Source organism: Psychrosphaera sp. HA2-10 (assembly GCF_055693745.1).
In genome coordinates this window covers 2,598,299-2,618,663 of record NZ_CM146341.1, presented here as the reverse complement: position 1 = coordinate 2,618,663, position 20,365 = coordinate 2,598,299, and the positions used below count along the sequence as shown (strand labels likewise).

At 40.3% G+C, this 20,365-nt stretch carries 22 protein-coding genes; all 22 read left to right on the top strand.

Annotated elements, in window-relative coordinates:
* Positions 1–18 precede the first annotated feature (18 nt).
* The 22 genes from miaA (at position 19) to ACZ1GV_RS11805 (ending at position 20,355) form a co-directional block, all read left to right on the top strand.
* Positions 19–948, top strand: coding sequence for a tRNA (adenosine(37)-N6)-dimethylallyltransferase MiaA (miaA, locus tag ACZ1GV_RS11910; protein ID WP_472674351.1), 930 nt, complete (start codon positions 19–21; stop codon positions 946–948).
* Positions 949–1,033: 85 nt separating this feature from the next.
* Positions 1,034–1,279, top strand: a complete 246-nt coding sequence (gene hfq, locus ACZ1GV_RS11905; RefSeq protein WP_210561010.1) for an RNA chaperone Hfq — start codon at positions 1,034–1,036, stop codon at positions 1,277–1,279.
* Positions 1,280–1,383: 104 nt separating this feature from the next.
* Positions 1,384–2,673 (top strand): ribosome rescue GTPase HflX, encoded by a 1,290-nt coding sequence (hflX, locus tag ACZ1GV_RS11900; RefSeq protein WP_210561011.1) that lies wholly within the window; start codon positions 1,384–1,386, stop codon positions 2,671–2,673.
* A 109-nt stretch (positions 2,674–2,782) separates the two neighbouring features.
* Complete coding sequence (hflK, locus tag ACZ1GV_RS11895; protein WP_472674350.1) at positions 2,783–3,931, top strand: FtsH protease activity modulator HflK; 1,149 nt, start codon at positions 2,783–2,785, stop codon at positions 3,929–3,931.
* A 2-nt stretch (positions 3,932–3,933) separates the two neighbouring features.
* Positions 3,934–4,809 carry a protease modulator HflC gene (gene hflC, locus ACZ1GV_RS11890; RefSeq protein ID WP_472674349.1) on the top strand — a complete coding sequence of 292 codons (876 nt, stop codon included), beginning with the start codon at positions 3,934–3,936 and terminating at the stop codon, positions 4,807–4,809.
* 64 nt (positions 4,810–4,873) lie between these two features.
* Positions 4,874–5,056: a DUF2065 domain-containing protein gene (locus ACZ1GV_RS11885; protein WP_244731826.1), complete on the top strand. Its 183-nt coding sequence runs from the start codon at positions 4,874–4,876 to the stop codon at positions 5,054–5,056.
* 123 nt (positions 5,057–5,179) lie between these two features.
* Entirely contained in the window at positions 5,180–6,475 is a 1,296-nt protein-coding gene (locus tag ACZ1GV_RS11880; protein WP_472674348.1) for an adenylosuccinate synthase, read from the top strand.
* Between the two features lie 104 nt (positions 6,476–6,579).
* Entirely contained in the window at positions 6,580–7,929 is a 1,350-nt protein-coding gene (locus ACZ1GV_RS11875; protein WP_472674347.1) for a S41 family peptidase, read from the top strand.
* 67 nt (positions 7,930–7,996) lie between these two features.
* On the top strand, positions 7,997–8,632 hold the full coding sequence (locus tag ACZ1GV_RS11870) for a tetratricopeptide repeat protein (protein ID WP_472674346.1): 636 nt from the start codon (positions 7,997–7,999) through the stop codon (positions 8,630–8,632).
* A 123-nt stretch (positions 8,633–8,755) separates the two neighbouring features.
* Positions 8,756–11,212 carry a ribonuclease R gene (rnr, locus tag ACZ1GV_RS11865; RefSeq protein ID WP_472674345.1) on the top strand — a complete coding sequence of 819 codons (2,457 nt, stop codon included), beginning with the start codon at positions 8,756–8,758 and terminating at the stop codon, positions 11,210–11,212.
* Between the two features lie 11 nt (positions 11,213–11,223).
* The gene (gene rlmB / locus ACZ1GV_RS11860; RefSeq protein WP_472674344.1) at positions 11,224–11,970 is read left to right on the top strand and encodes a 23S rRNA (guanosine(2251)-2'-O)-methyltransferase RlmB; all 747 of its coding nucleotides are present in this window, start codon (positions 11,224–11,226) and stop codon (positions 11,968–11,970) included.
* A gap of 131 nt (positions 11,971–12,101) precedes the next feature.
* On the top strand, positions 12,102–12,626 hold the full coding sequence (locus ACZ1GV_RS11855) for a TlpA family protein disulfide reductase (RefSeq protein ID WP_472674343.1): 525 nt from the start codon (positions 12,102–12,104) through the stop codon (positions 12,624–12,626).
* A 175-nt stretch (positions 12,627–12,801) separates the two neighbouring features.
* Complete coding sequence (gene rpsF / locus ACZ1GV_RS11850) at positions 12,802–13,140, top strand: 30S ribosomal protein S6 (protein ID WP_155695984.1); 339 nt, start codon at positions 12,802–12,804, stop codon at positions 13,138–13,140.
* An 18-nt stretch (positions 13,141–13,158) separates the two neighbouring features.
* Positions 13,159–13,464: a primosomal replication protein N gene (gene priB, locus ACZ1GV_RS11845; RefSeq protein ID WP_210561020.1), complete on the top strand. Its 306-nt coding sequence runs from the start codon at positions 13,159–13,161 to the stop codon at positions 13,462–13,464.
* A gap of 10 nt (positions 13,465–13,474) precedes the next feature.
* Entirely contained in the window at positions 13,475–13,702 is a 228-nt protein-coding gene (rpsR, locus tag ACZ1GV_RS11840) for a 30S ribosomal protein S18 (RefSeq protein ID WP_208831217.1), read from the top strand.
* A 27-nt stretch (positions 13,703–13,729) separates the two neighbouring features.
* Complete coding sequence (rplI, locus tag ACZ1GV_RS11835; protein WP_210561021.1) at positions 13,730–14,182, top strand: 50S ribosomal protein L9; 453 nt, start codon at positions 13,730–13,732, stop codon at positions 14,180–14,182.
* Between the two features lie 129 nt (positions 14,183–14,311).
* The gene (locus ACZ1GV_RS11830) at positions 14,312–14,938 is read left to right on the top strand and encodes an RNA polymerase sigma factor (protein ID WP_472674342.1); all 627 of its coding nucleotides are present in this window, start codon (positions 14,312–14,314) and stop codon (positions 14,936–14,938) included.
* Positions 14,938–15,435, top strand: a complete 498-nt coding sequence (locus ACZ1GV_RS11825) for a hypothetical protein (RefSeq protein WP_472674341.1) — start codon at positions 14,938–14,940, stop codon at positions 15,433–15,435. The genes ACZ1GV_RS11830 and ACZ1GV_RS11825 overlap by 1 nt, the downstream gene beginning before the upstream one ends.
* Positions 15,436–15,452: 17 nt before the next feature.
* Complete coding sequence (locus tag ACZ1GV_RS11820) at positions 15,453–16,415, top strand: DUF4097 family beta strand repeat-containing protein (RefSeq protein WP_472674340.1); 963 nt, start codon at positions 15,453–15,455, stop codon at positions 16,413–16,415.
* 165 nt (positions 16,416–16,580) lie between these two features.
* Positions 16,581–17,981, top strand: a complete 1,401-nt coding sequence (dnaB, locus tag ACZ1GV_RS11815) for a replicative DNA helicase (protein ID WP_210561025.1) — start codon at positions 16,581–16,583, stop codon at positions 17,979–17,981.
* 9 nt (positions 17,982–17,990) lie between these two features.
* The gene (alr, locus tag ACZ1GV_RS11810) at positions 17,991–19,094 is read left to right on the top strand and encodes an alanine racemase (RefSeq protein WP_472674339.1); all 1,104 of its coding nucleotides are present in this window, start codon (positions 17,991–17,993) and stop codon (positions 19,092–19,094) included.
* Entirely contained in the window at positions 19,072–20,355 is a 1,284-nt protein-coding gene (locus ACZ1GV_RS11805) for a sensor domain-containing diguanylate cyclase (protein WP_472674338.1), read from the top strand. The genes alr and ACZ1GV_RS11805 overlap by 23 nt, the downstream gene beginning before the upstream one ends.
* Positions 20,356–20,365: the final 10 nt, after the last annotated feature.

Here is a 20,365-nt window from a genome sequence, read left to right as displayed (position 1 = left end):
CCAGAGATTAAAATATTAATGACCGAAAATTCTAACAACACCGTAATATCAATTATGGGTCCAACCGCATCGGGGAAGACGGATTTAGCGATGCAGTTAGCCGATATAATTAATGGTGACTTGATAAGTGTCGACTCTGCACTCATATATCGAGGTATGGATATAGGTACGGCAAAACCAACGCAGGCAGAGTTAGAAAAGTATCCGCACAAGTTGATTAGTTTTTTGGATCCTGCACAAGTTTACTCTGCTGCTGACTTTAGGTCTGACGTCCTAAAAGCAATAGAAGAGAGCTTTAATAACGGGAAAACCCCTATACTCGTCGGCGGTACGATGATGTATTTTAAGGCTTTAATCGACGGGATCTCAGATTTGCCGGAAGCGAACGCTGAAGTTCGCAGTAAGATTGAAGCAATGGCACAGGAATATGGCTGGGAATATGTTCATGCTCAGTTGGCCGAGGTTGATCCGGTAGCCGCAAAGCGAATTCATCCAAACGATCCACAAAGAATTAATCGGGCATACGAAGTGTACTTGATAAGTGGAAAAACAATGACTGAGCTAATGGCAAAGGAAAAACAGCCGATACCATACAATATAAAGCAATTTGCTTTTATGTGTGAGGACAAAACTGAACTTCATCAACGTATTGAACAACGTTTCAATATTATGCTGGAGCAAGGTTTTCAGGCAGAAGTGGAAGCGTTAATGAAAAGGTCAGACTTGCACTTAGATTTACCAGCGATAAGAGCCGTTGGTTATCGTCAAATGTGGCAACATTTGAAAGGTGAACTTGACTGGAATGAAATGGTTTTCCGTGGAGTCGTAGCGACGAGGCAATTAGCCAAAAGGCAACTCACTTGGTTACGTAGTTGGCCTGACGTTATGTACCTAGAAGTAGGAAAACAAAAAGAAAACTTGCAACGCATAATAAACTCGCTAAGCTAAGCTTAAGCAAAGTTGTATTATCGCTGATGTGCAAGGTTTACCTAACAACAATAAATAATAAAACTAATAAGAAGGAACATTGACAATGGCTAAGGGGCAGTCCTTACAAGACCCGTTTTTAAATGCATTACGTCGTGAGCGAATTCCGGTTTCGATCTATTTAGTAAACGGTATAAAATTACAAGGCCAGGTTGAATCGTTTGATCAGTTTGTCATTTTGCTAAAAAATACGTTAAGCCAAATGGTTTACAAGCATGCTATATCAACAATCGTGCCTGCCAGACCTTTCCAGACTAATCCTCATTATGCTGGCAACGACGATTCAGAATAATATTTATAATTTTACATAATTATTAATCCGATTTTAAAAGGGAATACGTATTAACGTATTTCCTTTTTTGCATTTTACGCAACACAACCTATTAGGAAGTTCATTTGTTCGATAGATATGAAGGCGGCGAACAAGCCGTTTTAGTCCATGTAAACTTTTCGGCGGAAAACGACCGAGAAGACTTAGAAGAATTAGGCCTGTTAGTGTCATCTGCAGGTGTGTCTACCTCTGCAGTAGTAACGACGAGTCGTCATTCTCCAGATGCTAAATATTACGTTGGTACGGGTAAAGCCCAAGAAATTGCTGATACAGTGCGTGCAGAAGGCGCAGACATCGTTATTTTCAACCACTCGTTATCACCCTCTCAAGAGCGCAATTTAGAAGCATTATTTCAATGCCGTGTATTAGATAGAACCGGCTTGATACTTGATATATTTGCACAACGAGCACGTACCCATGAAGGTAAACTTCAAGTTGAGTTAGCTCAGCTGAGACACATATCCACACGTCTTATTCGGGGCTGGACGCATTTAGAAAGACAAAAAGGTGGTATTGGCCTGCGTGGTCCAGGTGAAACTCAGCTAGAAACCGATCGACGATTACTCCGAGCTAGAATTTCACATATATTGTCCAGGTTAGAAAAAGTCTCTAAACAACGTGAACAAGGGCGTCGTTCTCGTAAAAAAGCAGAAGTGCCAACCGTATCATTAGTCGGTTACACTAACGCTGGTAAATCAACGTTATTTAATGCGTTAACTGATTCAGATGTGTATGCGGCAGATCAACTTTTCGCAACTCTAGACCCAACGTTAAGAAAAATCGAATTAGCAGACGTCGGTGAGACAATACTAGCTGATACCGTTGGTTTTATAAGACACCTGCCTCATGACTTAGTCGCAGCATTTAAAGCGACATTGACCGAGACCCGCGAGGCTGACTTGCAACTTCATGTTATTGATGTTGCAGACCCTCGTCGAAGTGATAATATTTTTCAGGTTGAAGAAGTACTAAGAGAAATTGATGCAGATGATATTCCTCAACTTTTAGTATTTAATAAAATAGATTTGCTAAAAGATGCTGAACCGCACATTGAGCGAGACGATGAAGGCAAGCCTGTTTCTGTATGGCTTACTGCACAAAAAGCCCAAGGATTAGAGCTATTGTTGCAAGCTATGTCTGAGCGATTAGGTTTAGCAATGTGGGATGTGGAGTTAGTATTACCACCGAGTGAAGGAAAATTACGAGCTGACCTTTACCAACTTAACGGTATTCTAGATGAGCGAGTGGATGAAAATGGTCACTTCGTTTTATCTGTCCGTATTACTAAAATAGACCAACAAAAGTTAAACAAACAGTTGGGCTACGACATTGAAAAATGGCTAATCAGTCACTAAATATACAGACAGTGCAGTTTGTTCACACTATTAACTCAATTTCATAGAGTTATGTGAGCGACTTTGCTAAATTAAACAGTAACTTTTCTGAATGAAACTGGAGTAACTTATGGCCTGGAATGAGCCGGGAAATAATAATAACGATCCGTGGAAAAATCGCGGCGGCAAAGATCAGGGACCACCTGACTTAGACGAGTTATTTAAAGATTTAGGCAATCGATTTAATGGTTTGTTTGGTGGTAAACCAAACAAAGATGGAAATAAAGGGGCCGGCGGCTTTGGTATTACAATAGTACTAGTTGTTGCCTTTATTATTTGGTTCTTATCTGGTTGGTATACGTTACGCGAAGCAGAAAGTGGCGTAGTGCTAAGATTTGGTGAATACACTGAATTAAAAGAACCAGGTCTTCGTTTTAACCCAACATTTATCGATAAAGTTATACCGGTCGATATTCAAACGGTTCGTACGATACCGGCATCAGGTTTCATGCTTACTCAAGATGAGAACGTTGTTCAAGTTGAAATGGAAGTACAGTACAGAGTATTAGATCCTAAAAACTTCTTATTCTCGGTACCAGATCCAACAAACAGCTTACGTCAGGCAACTGATAGTGCATTACGTTCTGTGATCGGTAACTCAAAAATGGATGACATTTTGACATCTGGTCGTGAGATAGTTCGTCAAAGTACCCGTGAAGAGTTAGAAGCAATTATCGAACCTTACAAATTAGGTTTAGCAATTGTCGACGTTAACTTCAAAGATGCACGTCCTCCTGAGCAAGTTAAAGACGCATTTGATGATGCTATTGCTGCTCGAGAAGATGAAGTTCGTTATGTAAACGAAGCCAAAGCCTACGCAAGTGAAGTTGAGCCTCGTGCTCGTGGTCAAGTTAACCGTATGGTTCAAGAAGCGACAGCCTATAAACAAGGCAAGATCTTAGCGTCACAAGGTCAAGTTGCGAAGTTTGATCAGTTATTACCTGAATACAATGCTGCACCGGAAGTTACGCGCCAACGTCTGTATTTAGAGACAATGGAGCAAGTATTATCAAATACTTCTAAGGTGCTTGTTGATACCAAAGGTAATGGTAATATGATGTACTTACCATTGGACAAAATCATGCAACATCAAGGTGTAGTGCCTTCAGTAGACAACCGTACTGCAACTGATTACAACACAGGTTCTGGTAAAACCACGCAGCCTACACAAAGCAATCGCCCAAGCCGCGGTGACCGCTTTAATGATGGGAGAAACTAATCATGAAAACATTTAGTCTAATTTTAGTAGCAGTATTTGTGGTCATGACGTTCTCTTCATTGTTTGTAGTAAATGAAGGACAACGCAGTATTGTTATCCAATTTGGTAAAGTTAAGCGTGATGACGCTGGAGCGCCAGTTGTTAACGAACCAGGTTTGCACTTTAAACTACCATTTGTAGAAAAAGTAAAAACACTTGATGCACGTATTCAAACGCTTGACGGCGAGCCGGATCGTTTTGTAACGGTAGAGAAGAAAGACTTAATAGTTGATTCTTTTGTTAAATGGCGCATCTCTGATTTTGCGAAATTTTATCTTTCAACAGGTGGCAACAAGCTAAATGCAGAAACGCTTTTAGAACAAAAAGTAAATAACGGTCTTCGTACTGCTTTTGGTTCTAGAACCATCAAAGAGATTGTTTCTGGTGAACGTCAAGAGCTAATGCAACAGGCGATTCAAGCAGCGAAAAGCTCAAGTGACTTAGGTATTGAAGTACTAGATGTTCGAGTGAAGCAAATTAACTTACCAGTAAGGGTAAGTAATTCAATCTTCGAACGTATGCGTACTGAACGTCAAGAAGTAGCGAAAGCTCACCGCTCAGAAGGTCGTGAGAAGGCGGAAATCATTCGTGCAGATGTTGATGCTCGTATTACCGTTATGCTAGCAGAAGCAGAACGTGAAGCTCAGACACTACGTGGTGAAGGTGACGCGCTAGCTGCAAAATTTTATGCCGATGCGTTTAACAAGGACCCAGAGTTCTTCGCATTTGTGCGTAGTTTAGAAGCATACAAAAATAGCTTTGACAGCAAAAGCGATATCTTAGTTATCCAACCGGATAGTGACTTCTTCCGTTACATGAAGAGCACATCAGGCAAATAGCTATATTTTGATTGATATCATTAAAAGGGCTCTTCGGAGCCCTTTATTATTTTAAAGGTGCGTTATGGACATAGATTGGTTTGTTGTAATAGCGATGGTTTTAATCATTGAAGGCATGATGCCATTATTATTTCCGAAAACCTGGCGTAACTATATTAAAAAATTATCTCAAGAACCGGTTGGGGTAATTCGGCAAGTTGGTCTAGTTTTATTTACTATTGGTATTCTTTTGCTGTGGTTTCGATAACGGTTTTTTAATCGTTAAAACAGTCGTCTAGTAGTTTTTATTCTAATTTTTCTAAAAAGCGGGTGATCTTTGTACCAGATTTTTGGTAGAATCCCCGCCTAATTTTTTCTGAGTGAATTAAATATGGGCAAAAACGTTGTTGTTTTAGGCACCCAATGGGGTGACGAAGGTAAAGGTAAGGTTGTAGACCTGCTGACAGATAAGGCTTCTTATGTAGTCCGTTATCAAGGTGGTCACAATGCTGGCCATACTCTAGTTATCAACGGTGAAAAAACCGTTCTTCACTTAATACCGTCTGGCGTATTACGCGATGGCGTTAAATGCATTATTGGTAATGGTGTTGTTCTATCTCCAGAAGCACTATTAAAAGAAATGAAAATGCTAGAAGAGCGTGGCGTTCCAGTAAAAGAACGTTTATTAATTTCTGAAGCATGTCCATTAATTCTTCCTTACCACATCGCATTAGACCAGGCTCGTGAAATCAAGCGTGGTAATAAAGCGATTGGTACTACCGGACGTGGTATAGGTCCTGCGTATGAAGATAAAGTGGCTCGTCGCGGTTTACGTGTAGGTGACTTATTCAATCCTGAATTATTCGCAGAAAAATTAAAAGAAGTTCTAGAGTTCCATAACTTTGCACTAGTAAATTACTATGGTGTTGAAGCGGTAGATTTCGATAAGACATATAACGATGCAATGGCTGTAGCAGATATGCTAAAAGCCATGGTTGTTGATGTAACTGACTTACTAGACAAAACACGTCTAGCTGGTGAATCAATCTTATTTGAAGGCGCACAGGGCACGTTACTAGATATCGATCACGGTACTTACCCTTATGTAACTTCTTCTAATACCACTGCTGGTGGTGTTGCGACAGGTGCTGGTTTTGGTCCTTGTCATATTGATTATGTTTTAGGTATCGTAAAAGCTTACACAACTCGTGTTGGTTCAGGTCCGTTCCCAACTGAATTAAAAGATGAAGTTGGTAATCACTTAGGTACTAAAGGTCACGAATTTGGTGCGACGACTGGACGTGAGCGTCGTTGTGGTTGGTTTGATGCAGTAGCAATGAAACGCGCTGTACAATTGAACTCAATTACTGGTTTTTGCTTAACGAAGCTAGACGTATTAGACGGTCTTGAAGAAATCAAGATTTGTACTGGTTACGAATTAGCAGACGGTTCAATCGTTGACGTACCACCAATGGCAGCAGAAGGTTATGCAAGTGCAAAACCTATTTATGAAACTGTTCCTGGTTGGTCTGAAAACTCATTTGGTGTAACTGAGTTTGATAAATTACCACAAGCTGCACAGTCTTATATCAAGCGTTTAGAAGAAATCACTGGTATACCAATGGATATCATTTCTACCGGTCCTGATCGCAGTGAAACATTTATTCTGAGAAACCCTTTCTCATAATAGATATTTACGAATAAACTGTAAAAAACCCTTCAAAAAGCTGTCATTCGACAGCTTTTTTTGTATTCTGAGGCCTATCCAATTTTACAAAAGCGGAATGACTCATGTTTAAAACGACCAAACTCGCTATAGCTATTCTAACATCAAGCTTGTTGTTAGCCTGTGGTGGATCCGACTCCGATGGCCTAGCCGATAACGGTTATTGTTCTGCGATCGATGCAAATGAAAAATTATATAGTTACATGCAAGATTGGTATTTTTGGGAAGAAAATTTACCTAGCACTTTTAATCCAGGCGCATACCCAAATATACCTGCAGCAATAGATGCCTTAAGAGATGTGCAAGATCGGTTTAGTTTTTCGATGACAACAGCACAATATGAAGACTATCAAGCATCGGTATTCTTTGGGTATGGCTTCTCTCATGAAGTTAATGCTGGGGAAGATGGCCTCGTAATTAGATATGTTTATGAAGACGGCACACCAGCCCAAAACGGTCTTCGCCGTGGCGATACAATTATAGAAATTGACGGTACGTCAATGTCGCAGATAATCTCCGAAGTTAAAGCGGGTACTAAGAGTTTTGCCGATTACTTTGGACCAAATGTCAGTGGTTATTCTATCGACATCAAATTTGAAAAGCCAAATGGCAGAATAGAGTCGGCTAAGATTACAAAAGGTAGCATTACCGCAAACACTGTATTAGCTAAAGAAGTGAAACAATTAGAAGTTGATAACGTTGACAAAAATGTTGGTTACTTGGTTTTTAACTCATTTGACAATGTTTCAGAGCAAGAACTAAATGATGCTTTTGACATGTTCAAAATCGACTCTATTGATGAACTTGTATTAGACCTTAGATACAACGGCGGTGGTTTAATTCGAGTAGCAAATCAACTAAGTACACAAATTGCTGGTGATAACGTCGATGGTGAAACCTTTGTTCAATATCGCTATAACTCCAAGCAAAGTGATAGTAATCAAACTTTGCTATTTAATCTTGGTGAAGGCATTGAGAAGATGAACTTAGACCGAGTTGTTGTCTTAACATCGGAAGGTAGCTGTTCATCAAGCGAATTAGTGATTAACTCGTTAAAACCTCATATTGAAGTTGTCACCATTGGCAATAAAACATGTGGCAAGCCTGTTGGAATGAGTCCGACCCAAATATGTGATGACGTTATTTTTGCTATTAACTTTGACTCTGTGAACTCAGAAGGTGAAGGTGAATATTTTGATGGCCTACCTGTTGATTGTCGAGTTGATGAGGTAGTCACCGGTGATTGGGGAGTTGACTCAGATCCTTTGTTAGCGGAAGGATTGAATTATCTACAAACAGGTGCTTGTAGTTCTGTGGCTCAAAATCTTAGCGATGTCTTTGGTGCTAAAACACCAAAAGCGTCGAAAAAAATCGATTGGACAAAGGGTCCTTTAAAAGCACAAAAGCTTTTATAATGGCCTATTACTTGCTTTGGAATTGAGTAACAGTATTCGGTTCCAAGGTTTTTCTGAAAGGTTTAATATGAAAGTGCACTCTTTAATTATTATTATGCTCGCAGCTTTATCGCTAGTAACGGGGAAAAGCATTGCTGACGATGGTGAACCATTACAAGCTGTGCAAATATATACCCAAGATGAGTTATTGGATTTAATAAAACAAAACAAGCACTTAGAGCGAGTTAAACTGGACCGTTGTCAACTCACAAGAGATATTGAAGACAGGGCCGTAAAGCTGCATCTTCCGGCTTATGAATTTTTGTATGGTGATATGTTGGCGTGGGGAGTTTGTGTCGACCAAAACGCCGAACTAGGTATGTTTTATATTAGAGAGTCGGCAAAACAAGGCCTAGTTGCCGCCATAGAGCAATTAGGTCGTTATTATCACGTAGGTCGTTTTGTTCAAAAGGATCACGAAAAAGCTTATACCTATATCTACCGAGCTGCGGAATTAGGAAATGTTCAAGCGCAGATTCGCCTCATCGATATGCAGTTGGCTGGGCTTGGCAGTCCATACGATTATGAAAGTGCCTATCGTTGGTTACACCACGCCATTATTGCCGACCAAAATCAGCATAATGAAGCGTCAAAGCAATTGAAAAAACTAGAAAAATTGATGCATCCCAAAACGCTACAAGCGGCAAAACAGTCGGCTTATTAAAGAAAAGTCGATAAAAAGCATTATATTTAATAAAACTATCGAACATTAATTCGTTCAGTTGGTATACTAAAGTAAGTAGCGCAACAGCGTTGCTTATTTTATTAATTGAAAAAGTGAACATTAATGCCAAAAAAAGACCCGAATTATGCTCGGGAAAAAGAAAAGTATTCTACCCCTATTGCCAGCCGCGAATTTATCCTCGATGCGATCAAGCAGGCCGATAAGCCCCTAACATTTAAAGAACTAACAAAACTTTGTAATATTACCGACGAAGAACTGATTGTCGCGCTGAAACGCAGACTACGAGCAATGGAAAATGCTGGTCAGCTTATCTTCAATAAATTTAAGAAGTACGGTATTCCTGACGAAAAAGAATTAATCAAAGGTAAAGTGTTAGGTCATAAAGACGGATTCGGCTTTCTTCAGCCAGACGGCAAAATAACGGGTAAAAACGATTGGTATATTAGCCACAGCCAAATGCGTGGTTTATTGCCAGGCGATTATGTACTAGCGCAACCAATTGGTGAGTTTAAAGGTAAAACCGAAGCAAGAGTTATTAGCGTAATTCAAGGTCGAGAAGCACCAATTATTGGGCGTTATTTTGTAGAGATGGGTGTCGCTGTTGTGGTACCTGACGACAGTCGTATAAAGCAAGAAATCCTTATAGAAAAAGGTCAAGAAAATGGTGCCCGACATGGCCAAATGGTTATTGTTGAGTTGCTCCAACGCCCCACTAAACGTAGTAGTGCGGTAGCGAAGGTCTCTGAAGTGCTTGGTGAGCATATGGCTCCGGGCATGGAAGTTGATATTGCTTTACGAAACCACGATATTCCGTTTGAGTGGTCGCCAAGTATAGATAAATATGTCTCCACGTTATCGTCAGAAGTTTTAGAAAAAGATAAAAACGGCCGTGTAGATTTACGTCAAATGCCACTTGTTACTATCGATGGTGAAGACTCTAGAGATTTTGATGACGCCGTTTATTGTAAGCCGAAAGATGATGGTGGTTGGACGCTTTACGTAGCTATTGCCGATGTGTCTCATTATGTAAAACATAACTCTGATTTAGATAAAGAAGCGGTAGAACGCGGTAACTCGGTATATTTCCCCTCTAAAGTTATTCCCATGCTTCCAGAAGCACTATCAAATGGATTGTGTTCTTTGAATCCACAAACAGATCGTTTGTGTATGGTGGCGGAAATGGACATTGACGCTACTGGTCGTTTGAATGACTACACGTTTTATGAAGCGGTTATGTATTCACACGCTCGCTTAACCTACACCAAAGTGGCATCGATGCTAAAAGGTGACGTGGAGTTACAGCAGAGATACAAACATGTTTGGCCTCACATTCAAGACCTAAATGCATTGTATAAAGCGTTAAAGCTGATACGAGCCGATCGTGGCGCGTTTGAATTTGAAACGATTGAGCCTAAATTTATTTTTAATGCACAACAAAAAATAGATCACGTTGAAGTTGTTGAACGTAACGATGCGCATAAAATCATTGAAGAATGCATGATAATGGCCAATGTTGCCGCCGCTAAGTTTATTGAAGGTAATAATGGTCATGCCTTATTTAGGGTTCATGACAAACCAGATCCAAGCAAACTAGCTACGTTTCGCGCGTTTTTAGCGGAGTTAGGTGGCGAGCTTAAATTTAGTGATGAACCAAGCCCGAAAGAGTTAAGTAGCCAAGTAAATAAATATTTAAACAGACCGGACGGCGAATTAATTCAAACAATGATGATCAGAAGTATGCGTCAAGCTGTTTATCAGCCTGACAATATTGGTCACTTTGGACTTGCGTTAGAGGGTTATGCGCACTTCACATCACCAATTCGTCGTTATCCGGACTTAATCGTTCATAGAGCTATCAAAGCGATTATCAAGAAACAAGGGCAAACGACGTCTGGGCAACATGCCTATAACGAAGAAGAACTAGAGCAGTTAGGTGAACAGTGTTCAATGACAGAACGAAGAGCAGACGACGCGACTCGTGATGTTGAATCTTGGCTTAAGTGCGAGTTTATGCAAGACCATATCGATATGGAGTATGAAGGTGTTATCGCATCGGTAACTTCATTTGGCTTGTTTGTTCGACTGGTGGATTTGCATATTGAAGGTTTAGTTCATATCACAGCCTTAGGTAAAGACTACTTTAACTACAGCCCAGAACGTAATGCGCTTATTGGCGAGAATAGTCGACAAGTGTTCCGCTTAGGCGATACGCTCGAAGTCAAAGTAGTGTCAGTTAATCTTGAAGACAAGCAAATTGATTTTGAATTGGTAGGAGTAAGTGGTGGACGTCGCCGTTCAACGAACTCGGATTCGAATCGTTCAAAAAAACCAAGTGTTAGAGAGCAACTGAAAACAGGTAAAATTCCTGGACAGCAAGATAACAAAGATTCAAAAAGAAAGCCTAAATCAAAAAGTGGACCAAAACGGGACGCTAAAGATAAGCCTAAAAGTGAATCTAAAAGAAAGTCGAAAAGTAGCGCAACAAAAGGCAAAACAAAGCCTAAGAAAAAGCCAAAATCAAGAGCGGCCAAGCGCATTGCTAAAAAGAAAAGTGATTAGTAGAGATAAATATGAGTTCTGAAATAGCCTATGGCATCCACTCTTTAACAGCCATTATTCAACATGAGCCAGAAAGAGTTATTGAGTTATTCGTCCTAAAAGGGCGTGAAGATGACCGTGTTAAACCAATCTTAGAACAAGCCTATGCATTGGGCTTCTCGGTACAATACGCATCTAGAAAAACGTTAGATGATAAATGTGATGGTGAACAACATCAAGGCGTAGTCGCTCGTGTAAGACCGGCGAAGCAACGAGATGAAGGTGATCTTAAGCAATGGTTGCAAAGTGTAGAAGGCAGAGACAAGCCACCATTTTTGCTTGTATTAGACGGCATCACCGACCCTCATAACTTAGGGGCTGTGTTACGAACAGCTGATGCTGCCGGTATTGATGGTGTTATCGTACCTAAAGACCGTTCGGCTAAGTTAAACGGTACAGCGAGAAAGGTTGCCTGTGGTGCCGCCGAAGTGATGCCATTGTACGTTGTTACCAACCTAGCTCGAAGTTTAAAAACTTTGCAAGACAACAATGTTTGGATTATCGGCACGGCTGGGGAGGCTACTGCCGATGTGTTTGAAATGAAGTTCTCTGGTCCACTAGCTATCGTAATGGGTGCTGAAGGTACAGGCATGAGACGATTGACTCGTGAACACTGTGATGAGTTAGTTAAAATACCAATGGCTGGTTCCGTATCAAGCTTAAATGTTTCTGTGGCAACAGGTGTGATTTTATATGAAGCGGTTCGTCAAAGAAGTTAACAGTCTAGTTAATTAAAAAAATAGACTGGTCTATAATTACTATTAATTCAAACAAAGTAAAAGGTTGTCTTTTGAAGTTGTGTAAAGTTGTCCTTTATTTATCAATATTTTGCTTATTTTTTAGTATAAGTGTGCTTGCAGATGACCCCGAAGTTGAGCTCGACGAGGATGGAAATCCAATCGTAAAGCTTGAAACTGCGCCGGAATGGGTGTTGGTGAACGGCCAAGGAGAAACGGTATCGTCTGCAATGCTGGCGGGAAAACCTTATGTGTTGCATTTTTGGGCAACATGGTGCCCATACTGTAAGCGTTTTCAACCAGGTTTAGATTATATTGCCGTCGATTACGTCGAAAAAGGAATACCCACTTACGCGGTTAGTTGGTGGGAAAATCCAGGTGCAAAGCCAGTAAAGGAAATGGAAAAAAGAGGATTGATGTTTCCGGTGTTAGTTGATGGCGATCAAGTGGCCAAAGCATTTGGTGTAATAGGAACTCCAACGACTGTGTTCGTAAACCATGAGGGCGGAATTAACTATCGCCATACTGGTTTTGACCCAAACGATCCGCAGCTTAGAGTCGCTTACGAGCAACTTAAAACAGAAATGGAAGCGCCACCTAAACCTGCTGAATCAGACAGCGAAGATAGCGATAAATAAGCGTTTGTCACCTTGATGAATAAAACCGTTCAAATTTCCTTCAATTAACTTGTGTAACGCGCAAAAATCCTTATAATTGCGCGCCCAAATCAGCTATTACTAATTTTGTTCCTTGCCTTTGTTCAAGTTTGGCTGAGCTTGTCGATGAGGCTACTAATCCATAAGGAATCTAACGATGCGTCATTACGAAATCGTTTTTATGGTTCACCCTGACCAGAGTGAACAAGTTACTGGTATGATCGAGCGTTATACTGGTTCTATCACTGAAGCAAATGGTACTATCCACCGTCTTGAAGACTGGGGTCGTCGCCAACTAGCTTATCCAATTGAGAAACTTCACAAAGCGCACTATGTTCTTATGAACGTTGAAGCAACTAGCGAAGTTATTGCTGAATTAGAAGAGACTTTCCGTTACAACGATGCTGTTTTACGTAGCTTGACTATCCGTAAAGACGCTGCTGTTACTGAAGCTTCTCCTTTAGTAAAAGAAGAGAAAAAAGAACAAGCTGCTTAATTTAGGGAGTTAGCTTAGGTGTTTAATCAGTTGGTTTTAACCGGCCAAGTTTGCAAGTCACCCAAGTTTACAACCAGCCCTGCAGGTGTGATTCATGGTCAGTTTTCAATTGAACATAAATCAATACAACAGGAAGACGGTTTTAATCGCAATGCGTATGTCCGACTTCATGTAGTAACTTGTGGTGAGCAACAGCAGCAGTTAATCAAAAATTTTATTGTAGGTGATGAAGTTCAAGTGTCTGGTTTTTTGAACCGACATGAAAGCAAAAACGGCCAAGCCATTATTGCAATTCACGCCCAACATATAGAAAGACTCAATTAGGAGACTACTAATGGCACGTTATTTCAGACGTCGTAAAGTATGCCGTTTCAAAGCAGATGGCGTAAAAGAGATCGATTATAAAGATCTATCAACTCTACGTAACTATGTTACAGAGAGCGGTAAAATCGTACCTAGCCGTATTACAGGCACAAGTGCAAAGTATCAACGTCAATTAGCACGTGCAATCAAACGCGCGCGTTTCTTAGCATTGCTACCATACACAGACTTACATCAATAAGATTGGTAATTAAGAGGTTTAATACTTATGAACGTAATCCTTTTAGACAAAGTTGCCAACTTAGGTTCACTTGGTGACAATGTTAACGTTAAAGCGGGTTTTGCTCGTAACTTCCTTTTCCCACAAGGTAAAGCAGTTCCAGCAAACAAAGCAAACTTAGAAATGTTCGAAGCACGTCGCGCTGAATTAGAAGCGAAAGTTGCTGAAGAACTAGCTGCAGCACAAGCTCGCGCTGAGAAACTAAATGCATTAGAAGCGGTAACTATCGCATCTAAAGCTGGTGACGAAGGTAAGCTATTTGGTTCAATCGGCACACGTGATATCGCTCTTGCGATCACTGAAGCTGGTGTTGAAGTTGCTAAAGCTGAAGTTAAAATGCCTGAAGGTGCAATCCGTGAAATCGGTCAGTTTGAACTAGCAGTTCAATTGCACGCAGAAGTAATGGCCAACGTAACTGTTGTTGTTATTGCTGAAGCATAATTAGAAAGATTTATCTTTTTAATAAAAACACCGCCTAGTGCGGTGTTTTTTTTTGCCTGTTTAAACCTTTTTTGTTTTTATGGTTACTAAAGACATAACAAACACAAGAACAACAGTGAGCACTATATTGTGACTGGGAACGTCATCCAGCCAGAAGCTTTTAAGCAACACGTTAATAATGTTGATGATGAGCAAAGTTGGATTGAACAATTAAAGCAGGGTAAACAAACTGCACTTAAGCCTATATATGACAAGTATGGGAAGCGAGTTTATGCCCTTTGCTATAGGCTCTCTGGTGACAGTGAAATTGCCGAAGACATATGCCAAGAAGTATTTGTTCAGGTTTGGAAAAAAATAAACAACTTTCATGGCGATAGTCAATTTAGTACATGGCTTTATTCCGTTACAAGCTTTCAAGCAATTAATTACATGCGTAAACAAAAGCGCTGGTGGCAAAGTTGGTTTGTAGACAAAGATAGTGTGTCTGGTGACGCCATGATTGATGCGATCCCCATTACGGATGAGCAGCATGACTTTTGTTTATCTAGAAGTGGCTTGGATAAACACATTACCAACTTACCGGAACAAGCTCGAGTTGTGTTTGTACTATTTGCTATCGAAGGTTGGCGCCATGAAGAAATATCTAAGGAACTTGCCATCGCAGTAGGCTCTAGCAAAGCACAGTACCACAGAGCCAAAAAATTATTACAACAAGCGTTGTTGTTAGAAGATCAAACCCAAGGAGTTGTTGCCTAATGAACCAAACAGACAATAACCAATCGCTGGACGACGCGTTGCAAGCTTTGCCAAAAGAACTAGCCCCCAAACGTGACTTATGGGCAGGTATAGAACAAGCCGTAGCAAAAACGCAACAAGATAGTCAGAAAGTGCAATACACTTCATATTTTAATTGGAAAAGCATTGCAGCTGCTTTCGTGCCAATCGCCTTTTTAGCGGGTGTTTATGTGAATAACATGACTCCAATGGAACACGATCTACCTTGGCTAAAACCAATTTCATCTAGTTTTGAGCTGCAAAAGCAACAACTGATAAAACGAGTTGATGGCCAATCGTTAGTTAATCAGAAATGGCAAGATTCATTAAAGGACTTAGAGCTTGCCGAGAAGTCATTGATTAAAGCGTTAAAAACACAGCCAGAAGATCCCGCGTTGATGAAAATGCTTACAAATATTTACCAGCAACAATTAGAAATTATTGCGAAAAGTCATCAACCTAAATATATGCAAATTTAAAATAGTAGGAAATTAAAATGATAAATGTAAAAAAAGCGTTATTAAAGTTTAGCTTGGTTGCTGCCTGTATCGCGTTTTCTGCGACTATATTCGCTGGCGAAAAAATAGATGAGACGTTAGCAACAGAGCAAAACGGTCGTGTCTCTTTAGAGGTCATGACAGGTCTTGTTTCCATAAAAAGTTGGGATAAACCAGAAGTAAAAGTCGTTGGTGAATTAGACGACAAAGCTGAAGGGTATATATTTGAGCGTAATGGCAATCGAATTATATTTAAAGTTAAGATGCCGAAAGAAACTTGGGGTAGCTGGAAAGACACAAGCGGTGAGCTAACGTTTTACGTTCCTAAGCAGAGTGACTTGAGGTTTGAAGGCGTAAATGTCTCCGTTGATGCGCAAGAAATCGTTGGTGGCGCAAAAATCAATACGGTTAATGGCGACATAACGGCGACTAAATTAGAAAAGCGAGTTGAACTAGAAACCGTTAACGGCAAAATTACCAGTCGAGAGTTATCAGGGCGAATAACTATAACTACAGTAAATGGTGAAATAGACGACAAAGGTAGCCAAGGTGAAGCGGAAATTACGACAGTAAATGGCGAGATTAATACTAATATAGTTTCTAGCGATTTAGCGATAACAAATGTAAACGGTAGCATCAACCTTGCACTACGTGGCGTTGAAGAGTTAGAAATTAGTACGGTTAATGGCGACATCAAACTTGATTATGATTACGATAAAAAAGGTAAAGTTGTTGTCTCAACGGTCAGTGGCGAAATTGATTTGTATGTACCAGCAGATATTTCTGCAAGGTTTAGTATTGAAACTCATACCGGTGGTGATATTAACAACAAGCTAACAAACCAGCAGTCAACTAAAAATCGATACGGGCCTGGAGAATCATTGGAGTTTGAAACAGGAAGCGGCCTTGTTAAATTTGAAATGAATACGGTTAATGGCGACATAAGTATTTTAAAGAAATAGAAGGTAATTGTTCATACAAGCCACAAAAATAGTCGAAAACCTAATAAGCCACGGGATTAAAAATCTTGTGGCTTATAGTTATTGCGGTAAGGCATTATTCACCATAAAATGATGAATCCTAGCACTTGAAGTGCATTACATTTTTATCATTAGGTCTAGCATTACATGGCAAAATCTTCATACAAACCAAGTAGAGAACAACAAGCTCAAGTTGACTCCTTAAAGTTACCTCCCCATTCAATTGAGGCGGAACAATCTGTACTTGGTGGTTTGATGTTGGACAACAACGCTTGGGATAGAGTTGCTGAGAAAGTAGTAAAAGGCGACTTTTATCTTCGTCAGCACAAAGCTATATTCAATGCGATGGCTGGCCTAGTATTGCAAAACAATCCGATAGACTTAATTACCGTCTCTGAAGCCCTCGAAAAAGAGAAGTTGCTAGAAGGGGTTGGTGGTTTTGCTTACTTAGGTGAAATTGCTAAAAATACACCAAGTGCTGCCAATATTGTCGCTTATGCAGAAATCGTCCGAGAACGCGCTGTCGTTCGAGAGCTGATTGGTACTGCCAATGAAGTTGCAGACGCATGTTACAACCCAGAAGGCAGAAGCAGCGAAGAGCTCCTCGACTTCGCAGAATCAAAAGTTTTCAAAATTGCCGAACAGCGAGAAAATGCCAACGATGGTCCAAAAGATCTAAACTCAATCCTAAGCTCGACTGTTGATCGTATTGAAGAATTAATGCGCAGCGATAACGACGGTATAACAGGTTTAACAAGCGGATTTACCGACTTGGATAAAATGACCAGTGGTTTTCAAAACTCAGATCTAATTATTGTTGCCGCACGTCCATCTATGGGTAAAACCACCTTCGCGATGAACCTAGTAGAAACGGCAGCACTAACATCAGAATACCCAGCGTTAGTATTTAGTTTAGAGATGCCGGCCGATTCAATTATGATGAGGATGTTAGCGTCGCTAGGTAGAATTGATCAAACTAAAGTGAGAACCGGTAATCTAGACGATGATGATTGGGCGCGCTTAGCAAGTACCCTTGGCATTATGCAAGAGAGCGGAAAGCTTTATATAGATGATTCGTCTGGATTAACACCAACGGAAGTTCGTTCGCGTGCAAGGCGTATTGCTCGTGAACACGGCGGATTGTCCATGATAATGATCGACTACCTTCAGTTAATGCGCTCGCCAGAGTTTAAAGACAACCGTACCCTTGAAATTGCCGATATATCAGCTTCGTTAAAGGCGTTAGCAAAAGAACTGAATATTCCTATTATTGCCTTAGCTCAGCTTAACCGTGGACTAGAGCAGCGCGCTGACAAACGACCAGTAAACTCGGACTTAAGGGAGTCGGGTTCAATAGAGCAAGATGCAGATTTAATTATGTTCATATATCGTGATGAGGTTTATCACGAAGACTCGGCTGATAAAGGAACGGCAGAAATAATAATAGGTAAGCATCGTAATGGTCCAATTGGGCGTATCCGACTTACAACACAGCTGCATTACTCTCGTTTTGACAATTACGCTGGCAACGCCATCATTGAGGATTAATAGCTAGTTATGAAAATTGCCGTGGCAGAAATTGATTTAAGTGCACTACAACACAATCTAACGATCGTTAGAAAACGTGCGCCAAACAGTAAAGTTTTGGCCATGTTAAAGGCAAATGCCTATGGCCATGGCACAACTCAAATTGCAAAAAGCTTAAGTGGAGCTGACGCTTTTGGGGTTGCTAGGTTGAGTGAAGCCGTTGCGTTAAGAGCCGCTGGAATCACAAAACCTATTGTATTATTGGAAGGCTTTTTTGAGGCTGACGAATTACAAATCATTTCAAACTTAGGGCTAGATACTGTTTTACATACCGAGCAGCAGCTTCAACAGTTCATTGAGGCTAAGTTGCCTCGTTCGGTCACAGTGTGGCTAAAAGTTGATACAGGTATGCACCGATTGGGTCTACCTCCATCATTATTTAAGGTTGCTTTAGACAAGCTCGACCAGCATCCAAACGTGTTAGGTCAACCTATTTTAATGAGCCATTTTGGCTGTGCCGACGATGTTGAACATTCATTAAACGACTATCAATTTGGCGTTTTTAATGAGTTAAAAAAGCAGCATTTGGGTGAGCTCTCTTTTGCCAATTCCGCGGCAATTTTGTCGTTTCCACAAAGCCATCACCATTGGGTTCGCCCAGGGATTATGCTTTATGGAGTATCACCCGTATTAAACACACTAGCCGCTGATTATAACCTTCGACCAGTAATGACGTTAAAATCAAGTGTTATTGCTATTAGAGAAGTAAAAAAAGGACAAAGCGTTGGTTATGGTGCGACGTGGATTGCTACTAAGGATACTATGTTAGCTGTAATTGCAATTGGCTACGGTGATGGTTATCCAAGAAATGCACGCAATGGCACTCCAGTGCTAGTGAATGGGCAGCAATACCCTTTAGCAGGCAGAGTATCAATGGATATGATTTCCATTGATATAAACAATTCTGACTCGGTTTCGGTAGGAGACGAGGCGATTCTTTGGGGTGAAAGCTTGCCAATCGAATCAATCGCGGACTATGCTGAAACTGTACCTTATGAATTGTTATGTGGAGTGACTGGGCGAGTAGAGAAACGTTTCGCTCGCGGTTCTAATGAATTTATTAATCAATCATGAGCAACTTCTAGACTCATTAACTATAGGCATCATTGTTTTTAATGACGAATTTAAAATCGATTATGCAAATAAAACTGGCATTGAATGGCTAGGTCTTAATGTCGACTCTGAGACAAACAACTTAATTACCGACCCTTTTTGGACTATTGTTGATAAACATGGTGCTCAGTTACCAGTTGAAGAGTTTCCCGCGGTCATTGTCGCTCGGACACAAAAGCCCCTATATAACTACGAGATCGGCGTACTAAATTTAAGCACCCAAGTGTACTCCTGGTTTTTATGTAATGCTTTTATCGAGAGTAACACTCACAATAAAGGTGCTAGTTATGTTGTTACCTTTACCGATATTTCCACAGAAAAAGAAGTGATACCTTTTAAGGACATTGTGTCTAATGCCGATGACGCCGTTATTGTCAGTCAAGCGATTGATACAAAGGGACAAGGTCCAGAAATTGTATATGTAAACCAAGCTTTTAGCCGGTTAACAGGTTATACATGCAAAGAAGTCATTGGAAAAACGCCCGCCATACTCAGTGGTGAAAAAACAAGCCCAATTACAACAAAGCGGATAATGGACCATCTAACTCAGTCTTTACCCGTGCGTGCAGAAGTTATCAATTATCGAAAGGACGGTACACCCTATTGGGTGGATTTAAACATCGTTCCACTAAAAAATAATAAAGGTGTGGTTACACATTTTGCTTCAATTGAAAGAGACATCACGGCAATAAAAGATAAAACGCTTAATTTAGAAAAACTCGCTAAAACCGATACTCTCACAGAGGTTTACAATCGAAGAGGGCTGCTAGAGCACGGTACATCAGCTATAAATTCATCCTATCAAACTAACCGATCCTTTATTGTTGCTATGATGGACATTGATCATTTTAAGTCGATAAATGATAGTTTTGGTCATGATGTGGGCGATACAGTATTAAAGCGACTTGCAGACTTACTCAAAGAAAATTTAAGGGCGAGAGACATTATTGCTCGTATCGGAGGTGAAGAGTTTGTCATTATATTAGAAGGTGAACCCCCGCCTATTTTGGTTAAGAAAATAGAATACCTACGGCAAGTTATTGAAGAAAGTGCATTTTCTTTAAATTTAGAAATGGACTTTAAGTTGACTTGTAGTTTTGGTCTAGTACTGAGCGATTTAACAGATCGTTCAATGAACGAACTTATAAAACTTGCAGACAAAGCGTTGTATCAATCTAAAATTAATGGCCGCAATCAAGTCTCTGTATATTCCCACTATTAAAAAACGCACA